The sequence below is a fragment of the Amycolatopsis sp. NPDC049252 genome (genome assembly GCF_043197175.1).
Lineage (GTDB): Bacteria > Actinomycetota > Actinomycetes > Mycobacteriales > Pseudonocardiaceae > Amycolatopsis.
On sequence record NZ_JBICSQ010000163.1, the window covers coordinates 1 to 6,994 of the forward strand.

At 69.5% G+C, this 6,994-nt stretch carries 7 protein-coding genes; 4 read left to right on the forward strand and 3 right to left on the reverse strand.

What is annotated here, in order from left to right; all coding sequences use genetic code 11:
- A partial coding sequence (locus ACGFMK_RS48525; protein WP_392778732.1) for a lipoyl synthase occupies positions 1–838 on the forward strand: 838 nt, incomplete at its 5' end.
- 45 nt (positions 839–883) lie between these two features.
- Positions 884–1,531, forward strand: coding sequence for a DedA family protein (locus ACGFMK_RS48530; RefSeq protein WP_392778735.1), 648 nt, complete (start codon positions 884–886; stop codon positions 1,529–1,531).
- 38 nt (positions 1,532–1,569) lie between these two features.
- Here the strand turns inward: ACGFMK_RS48530 and ACGFMK_RS48535 are convergent, their stop codons facing one another.
- The 3 genes from ACGFMK_RS48535 to ACGFMK_RS48545 all read right to left on the reverse strand — a co-directional run bounded on the left by ACGFMK_RS48535 (position 1,570) and on the right by ACGFMK_RS48545 (position 3,970).
- Complete coding sequence (locus ACGFMK_RS48535; RefSeq protein WP_392778737.1) at positions 1,570–2,337, reverse strand: hypothetical protein; 768 nt, start codon at positions 2,335–2,337, stop codon at positions 1,570–1,572.
- Between the two features lies 1 nt (position 2,338).
- Positions 2,339–2,905 (reverse strand): papain-like cysteine protease family protein, encoded by a 567-nt coding sequence (locus tag ACGFMK_RS48540; RefSeq protein WP_392778739.1) that lies wholly within the window; start codon positions 2,903–2,905, stop codon positions 2,339–2,341.
- 99 nt (positions 2,906–3,004) lie between these two features.
- Positions 3,005–3,970 (reverse strand): LysR family transcriptional regulator, encoded by a 966-nt coding sequence (locus ACGFMK_RS48545; RefSeq protein ID WP_392778742.1) that lies wholly within the window; start codon positions 3,968–3,970, stop codon positions 3,005–3,007.
- 70 nt (positions 3,971–4,040) lie between these two features.
- On the opposite strand from ACGFMK_RS48545, the gene ACGFMK_RS48550 reads away from it, so the two are divergent.
- Together ACGFMK_RS48550 and ACGFMK_RS48555 are read left to right on the forward strand one after the other, a co-directional pair.
- Positions 4,041–4,910, forward strand: a complete 870-nt coding sequence (locus ACGFMK_RS48550) for a patatin-like phospholipase family protein (RefSeq protein WP_392778745.1) — start codon at positions 4,041–4,043, stop codon at positions 4,908–4,910.
- 103 nt (positions 4,911–5,013) lie between these two features.
- Positions 5,014–6,225, forward strand: coding sequence for an Ig-like domain-containing protein (locus ACGFMK_RS48555; protein ID WP_392778748.1), 1,212 nt, complete (start codon positions 5,014–5,016; stop codon positions 6,223–6,225).
- Positions 6,226–6,994: the final 769 nt, after the last annotated feature.

Genomic DNA, 6,994 nt, shown 5'->3' on the forward strand with positions numbered 1-6,994 from the left:
CGAAGAAGCGGGCTGTCCCAACATCTACGAGTGCTGGGAAGACCGCGAAGCCACCTTCCTCATCGGCGGCGATCAATGCACCCGGCGGTGTGACTTCTGCCAGATCGACACGGGTAAACCCGCCGAACTGGACCGGACGGAGCCGCGGAAGGTCGCGGAGTCCGTACAGGCCATGGGACTGCGGTACTCGACGGTCACCGGCGTCGCCCGCGACGACCTTCCCGACGGCGGCGCGTGGTTGTACGCGGAGACGGTCCGTCAGATCCACGACCTGAACCCCGGCACCGGCGTCGAGCTGCTGATCCCGGACTTCAACGCCGACCCCGAGCAGCTGGCCGAGGTCTTCGGTTCGCGGCCGGAAGTACTGGCGCACAACGTGGAAACGGTCCCGCGGATCTTCAAGCGCATCCGTCCCGGTTTCCGCTACGCGCGGTCCCTCGAAGTCATCACGAAGGCGCGTGAAGCGGGCCTGGTGACGAAGTCGAACCTGATCCTGGGCATGGGCGAGACGCCCGACGAGGTCGCCCCGGCGATGCGGGACCTGGTGGACGCGGGGTGCGAGATCCTGACGATCACGCAGTACCTGCGGCCTTCCCCGCGGCACCACCCGGTCGATCGCTGGGTGAAGCCGGAGGAGTTCGTGGAGCACTCCCAGGCCGCCGAAGCCATGGGCTTCGCCGGTGTGATGGCGGGTCCGCTGGTGCGGTCGTCGTACCGCGCGGGACGGCTTTACGCCCAGACCAAGGCCCACCGCGGCGAGGTCCTGCCGGAGAACCTGCAGCACCTCGCCGTCGAAGGCCCCGCCGCGCAGGAAGCCGCGTCGCTGCTGGCCCGGTGATCGACGCCACACCACCGACCTTAAAGGATCGGTAAAGTGGCGCGCATGGCCCTGGTTTCGGATCTCTTGAGCTGGCTGCAAGGACTCCCGGAACCGGGGCTGGTCGCGGCGACCGGCGGCCTGGTGTTCGCCGAGTGCACGATCGGGCTGGGTTTCCTGGCCCCGGGCGAATCCGGGCTGCTCATCGCCGCGACGACCGCGAACACCGTCGCGCGGTTCCTGGCCCTGTGGACGGTCGTCACGCTCTGCGCGACCGCGGGCGACGCCCTCGGCTACGTCATCGGCCGCCGCTTCGGGCCGCGGCTGCGTGAGACGAAACTGATCCGCAAGTACGGCCTCGAAGCCTGGGACAAGGCCACGTCGGTCCTGGAACGCCGCGGCGCGTGGGCGGTGTTCTTCGCCCGGTTCCTGCCGGTGATCCGCACGCTGACCCCGGCCGCGGCCGGGACGTCGGGCCTGCCGTTCCGCCGGTTCCTCCCGGCGGCCGCGGCGGGCGCGTTCTGCTGGTCCCTGGTCCACATCAGCATCGGCGCGGCCCTGGGCGAAGCCGCGAAGCGCATCGAAGGCGCGTTGAACACGGGCGGCTTGATCGTGGTCGGCGTACTGGTGGCGGTCGCGGTGTTCTTCTTGCTGCGCTTGAAGAAACGCAAGACCCTCGCAGCCGCCGCCCGCGAGCCCGAGCGCGTCCCCTGAGGGTGCGGCCCGAGACGCCGGGCCGCACCCTCCCGGCGTCAGCGACGGGCGCGCGTCACCTTGCCGGTGGCCCAGCCGATCAAGCCGAGCGCCAGCAGCGCCCCACCGGCGACGAACGGCCAGGAGCCGGTACCCGGCCCGGAAGCTGCCGGCGCGGGAGCGGCGAGGTCGTACCCGCCGAGCTTGCCCTGCGCGCGGTACGCCGAACCGGGCAGCTTGTCGCCGTAGAGCCGGTGCACCAGCTGCTGGTACGCCGGCAGCGCGAGACCGTCGCCGACGCGCGACCGCGCCGGGTCGTTGAGCGGGAGCACCCGGCCCTCGCGGATCCGGTACCACGCGTTGACCTGCGGCTCGGTGAACACGAGATCACCGTGGGCCTGCGCCGGGTACGTCAGCTCCTCGGTCCCGGTGGTGAAGTTGGTCGCGGCCCAGCCGGCGGGTTCCGGCGTCAGCCAGACCGTCGCCTGGCGGCCCGTCGACGCCTGCGTCCGCACGGCGAAGTAGGCGAACGTCGCCGGTGTCGCGTCCGGCGTCCCGGCGACGAACGCCGGGTCGAGGGAGTAGACGCGCAACGGCTCACCGGTGACCTTCGGCGCCTGCGCCGAGTCGGCCCGCGCGACACCGGACCGCTGGTCGAGCCGGCCGAAGAACGACGACAGCTTCGCCGTCGTGTCCGCCGAGGCGAGCGCCTGCTTGGCCGCCGCGACGTCCGTGTTCGAGGGCTCCGAAGCCGAAGCCGTACCACCGAAACCGAGCACCAGCGCGGAGCCGGCGAGGAGGGTGACAAGTCCGCGGAAGAGGTTCACGTCACGCCCCGATCCGGTAGAGGGACTGAGCCCACTGGAACTGCCCGTTGCGGACGTAGCTCGAATGCGCCATCGCGCTGTAGCGCTGGCTGCTCGGCCACGGGTCGCCGTAGTAGACGAGCCCGCTGGTGTCGTAGCCGTAGATGACCTGAGCGTGGCCGCCGCCGGCGGTCCAGTAGATGCCGGTCTCGATCGGGCGCCGCGCCCCGATTTCGCTTTGCACGGAAGCGAAGCTCAGCGCGCTGGTCACCGTGCCGGGCCGCAGCCCGAGCGCCTGGTAGCCGCGCTGCACGTACGTCAGCTCACCGGCCTGGTTGGGGCACTGCGAACCGGCCGGGTAGCCGCGGGAGTAATCGCAGAACGTGTTCTGGCTGACGTTCGAGCCGTAGCCGAGGAACCGCGCGATGGTCAGGCCGCTCGCGGCCCAGCACCACTGGTTCTGCTCCTGGACGAGCTGGCTGATGGCCAGCGTGGTGGCGGCCCGCGGCGCGGCCGTCACGGGTGGGGCGAACAGACCGGCCAGCGCCACGCACAGCACGCCGATCGCCAGTGATCGTCTGAGGTGCATTCGTTGCTCCTTGTCGGCAACAGGTGGGGACCCGGTGAGCGTCGCCCGTTGCCGCGCCGGGCAGTAATCCCAGCGGGGATAACACCGGCGTTATGCCACCTATCGGGCGGAGACGAGCCGTTCGCCCGGTTCCTCCGGATGCTGCCGGCACCACCGCGCGAAGTGCGGGTTCCGGTGCTTCGACGCCTCGTACGCGACCTCCGCGCAGCGGAACACCTCGTCGGTCGCCGGCGTGCGGGCGTCGTCCTCCCGCGTCGCGAACAGCAGCGTCGTCCAGAGCGGGTCCCCGGCGAGCGGCAGCGCGACCAGCCCCGGCGGCGGCGCCGACGCGGCCTGCGCGAGACACACCGCGCCCTGCGCGATCAGCGTGCCGGCGGTGCCCGCCTCGGACGTGAAGTGCCGCACCCGCGGGGTGAACCCGGCGGCCGCGCAGGCCTGCAGGAACCGCACGCGCACGCAGTTCTCGTGCGGCGGCGGCAGGATCCAGTCGACGTCCGCCAGATCGGCGAGGTCGACGACGCCACCGCGGATGGCCGGGTGCCCCTGCGCGATCCCGGCGAAGATCGGCTCGGTCGCCAGGGTCCGCACGGTCAGCCCGGAGTAGTGGTGCGCCTCGGCCCCGTCGAACCGTTCGAGCAGCGCGACGTCCACCCGGGCGGTCGAGAGCAGCTTCAGGAGGGTCAGCGAGGCCGGTTCGGCGTAGGTCTGGACGTCGAGCGTCTTCCCCAGCTCCTCGATGAACCGGCCGATGATGAGCAGCGGCACGTACCCGATCTTGAGCGTCTCCGCGACGCCTTCACCGTGGCTCCGCGCGGTGGCGACGAGAGCCTGCATGTCGGACAGCAGCGCGTCGGCGCGGGCGAGCACGAACCGGCCGAGCTCGGTGGGGCGCACCCCGCTCGGCTCGCGGACGAACAGGTCGCCGCCGAGGATGCGTTCGATGCGCTTGAGCTGCGCGGTGAGGGCGGGCTGGCTGACGCCCAGCACGGTCGCGGCACGGCTCACGCTGCCGCCGTCGGCGACGGCGCGGACGGCCCTGAGATGGCGCAGTTCCAGCTCGGCCACGTCCAGCAGGTTAACGTCGCCTTCACGGCCCGCACGACCTGCGAAAGTCGGGCTTACTACATTCGGCGGTATGAGTTTCGCGGATCTTCCCCGGCCGGTCGGCTTCGTCCTCGGCGGTGGCGGCAGTCTCGGCGCCATGCAGGTCGGCATGCTGCGCGCGGTCGCCGAAGCCGGGATCACCCCGGACCTCGCGGTCGGCACGTCGGTCGGCTCGCTCAACGCGGCGGTGCTGGCCCTGACCCACGACGACCCGATCGAGCGATTGCGCGGCATCTGGGCGCACATGACGCGCGACGAGGCCTTCCCCGGCGGCGTGCTGAGCCGGGTCCGGACGCTGACGCAGAGCAAGACGCACTTGTTCCCCAACAGCGGTCTCACGAAGATCGTCAACGAGCACGTCGGCACCGATCGACGGTTCGAGGACCTGGCGCTGCCGCTCGGCGTCGTCACGACGCTGGTCGACACGGCCGAGCCGCTGCTGATCCGGTCCGGGCCGCTGCTGGAGCCGCTGCTGGCCAGCTGCGCGATCCCGGGCATCTTCCCGCCGGTCTCCTACGAAGGACGGCTGCTGTACGACGGCGGGCTCGTCGCGAACGTGCCGATGCGGCAGGCGCTGGCGATGGGAGCGAAGTCGCTGGTGGTGTTCGACTGCGCGTTCCCCGGGAAGCTGCCGGCCGAGCCGCGGACGTTCGCCGAGGTGATGATGTTCACCGCGATGATCAGCATGCGGAACCAGGCCGTGCTGGAAGCGCCGCTCGCGGCGGCCCAGGTGCCGGTGGTCTACCTGCCGGGGCCGGCACCGGTTCGGGTGAACCCGCTGGACTTCGGCCACACGGACGCGCTGGCGGCCGAGGCGTACGACGCGGCACGGGAGTTCCTCGACGGGATTTCGGTGTCCGGTGCGGGGCTTTACGGCGCCCCTGGTCTGGTCGTCACGTGATCCACGTCACGACGATGCACCGATCCGGTCGGAAGGACGTCATCGCTATCGCGTAGTTTTGATGGTAATGCCCGCCGATCCCAATTCCTCAAAAAGAGACAATATGCTCCCCAAGAAGACTTTACTTTCGGTGGCCGGGATTCTCGCCGGAGCACTGCTGCTTTCCGCCTGCTCGTCCGGTGACGACGGTGGTTCGCCCGCCAGCGGGGCGCCCGCGTCCGGATCCGAGGCGCCGTCCGCGAACCCGGTGGCGGTGACGTTCGAGCCGGCGGGCGGCGCCAACGTCAACCCCGCGACCCCCGTCGTCGTCAAGGCGGCCAACGGGAAGCTCATCGACGTCACCGTGACCAACACGGCGAAGGGGAAGACGGTGGCCGGCAAGCTGGCGACGGACTCCCTCAGCTGGACCTCGAGCGAGCCGCTCGGCTACGGCGCGACGTACAAGATCGTCGCGCACGCCCAGGGCACCGACGGGAAGCCGATCGAGCAGGACAACCAGATCAGCACGGTCGCCCCGAAGAAGCAGGCGAACGCCAACCTGATCCCGGCGCCGTCCGCGGTGGCGAGCTCGGGTGTCGGCGTGGGCCAGCCGATCGTCTTCAGCTTCGGCAAAATCGCCGTCAAGAACAAGGCGGACGTCGAGAAGGCCCTCACGGTGGAGTCGTCGCCGAAGCAGGAGGGCAGCTGGTACTGGATCGACGACTCGAACGTCCACTACCGGCCGAAGGAGTACTGGAAGGCCGGCACCACGCTGAAGGTCACGGCGAAGATCTACGGCGTCGATTTCGGCAACGGCGTCTTCGGCGCGGAGGACCGCACGGAGACGTACAAGGTGCACGATTCTTGGATCGCGAAGGCGGACGGGAACACCGAGCAGATGCAGATCTTCCACAACGGCTCGATGGTGAAGTCCATGCCGATCTCGATGGGCAAGGACGCCACACCGACGCATCTGGGCGCGCACGTCATTTCGGACAAGCAGGCCAACTACACGATGGACTCGTGCACGTACGGCGTCTGCCCGCCCGACCCGAAGGCGTACCGCTCCGACGAGAAGTTCTCGCAGCGGATCTCGAACGACGGCGAGTTCGTCCACGAGAACCCGAACAGCGTGGGCCAGCAGGGAAGCTCGAACGTCTCCCACGGTTGCATCAACCTGAACGCCGCCAACGCCCAGTGGTTCTTCCAGAACCTGGGCCTGGGCGACGTGGTGGAGGTAACCAACTCGGGCGGCCCGCAGCTCCCAGTCTGGGACCTGTACGGCGACTGGTCCAAGTCCTGGGCCGACTGGCAAGCCGGCTCGGCTGTGAAGTAGTTCGGTCTGGCCTTTGAGATGGGGCCGGGAGCTTTGCTCCCGGCCCTTTTTCATGCCCTGGCACGGTCGGCTGAGCGGGAGAGCCTCGCCAACGTGACAGGTGAATCATCGCGCCCCGCTCCCGGGGTATCACCGTGTCTGGGGGGGGCATCTCGCGTGATCCGCGGGGCATCACTCGTGATCAGGCGGGCATCACTCCTGTGCCGGGACGCGGGTTTCGCGTGACCAGAGCCGGAACTCGCGTGATTCCGGCCGGGTCTGGCGCGATCTGGGCCGCGACTCGCGTGATTCTGCGCGTGCCTCGCATGATGGAGGCCGGAACTCGCCAAGTTGGCCGGCCTGCTGACGTACCCAGCCGCCCGACTCACACACCCGAAGGTTCGGCTCGCGTACCCAGACAGTCGCTCGCGTACCTGGACGGTCGGTTCGCTGGCTCACGGAGCCGACACGTGCCCCAGCGAGCCGGCGCCCGTGATCGCGGAGACGACTCGCGTGATTCGAGTGCCGGCACACGCGATCCGGAAGTAGACACTTTGGTCAGAAGGTCAACACGCGTGATCCGGGAGTCGACACGTGATCAGAACGCCAACTCGCGTGCTTGAAGGGTCGACTCGTGTGGCTGCGGACCCGACCGTGACTTGGGCATAAAGAAGGGCCCGGCCGGGAGAACCAAGGTTCTCAACCGGGCCGGGCCCTTCCCCACGTAAGTTCGGCGGTGTCCTACTCTCCCACAACCCTTCGGTTGCAGTACCATCGGCGCTGTCAAGCT

Coding starts and splice junctions, on each gene's coding strand:
- ACGFMK_RS48550 (WP_392778745.1), top strand. CDS start 4,041: ATGAGTTTCGCGGATCTTCCCCGGCCGGTCGGCTTCGTCCTCGGCGGT.
- ACGFMK_RS48530 (WP_392778735.1), top strand. CDS start 884: ATGGCCCTGGTTTCGGATCTCTTGAGCTGGCTGCAAGGACTCCCGGAA.
- ACGFMK_RS48540 (WP_392778739.1), bottom strand. CDS start 2,905: ATGCACCTCAGACGATCACTGGCGATCGGCGTGCTGTGCGTGGCGCTG.
- ACGFMK_RS48555 (WP_392778748.1), top strand. CDS start 5,014: ATGCTCCCCAAGAAGACTTTACTTTCGGTGGCCGGGATTCTCGCCGGA.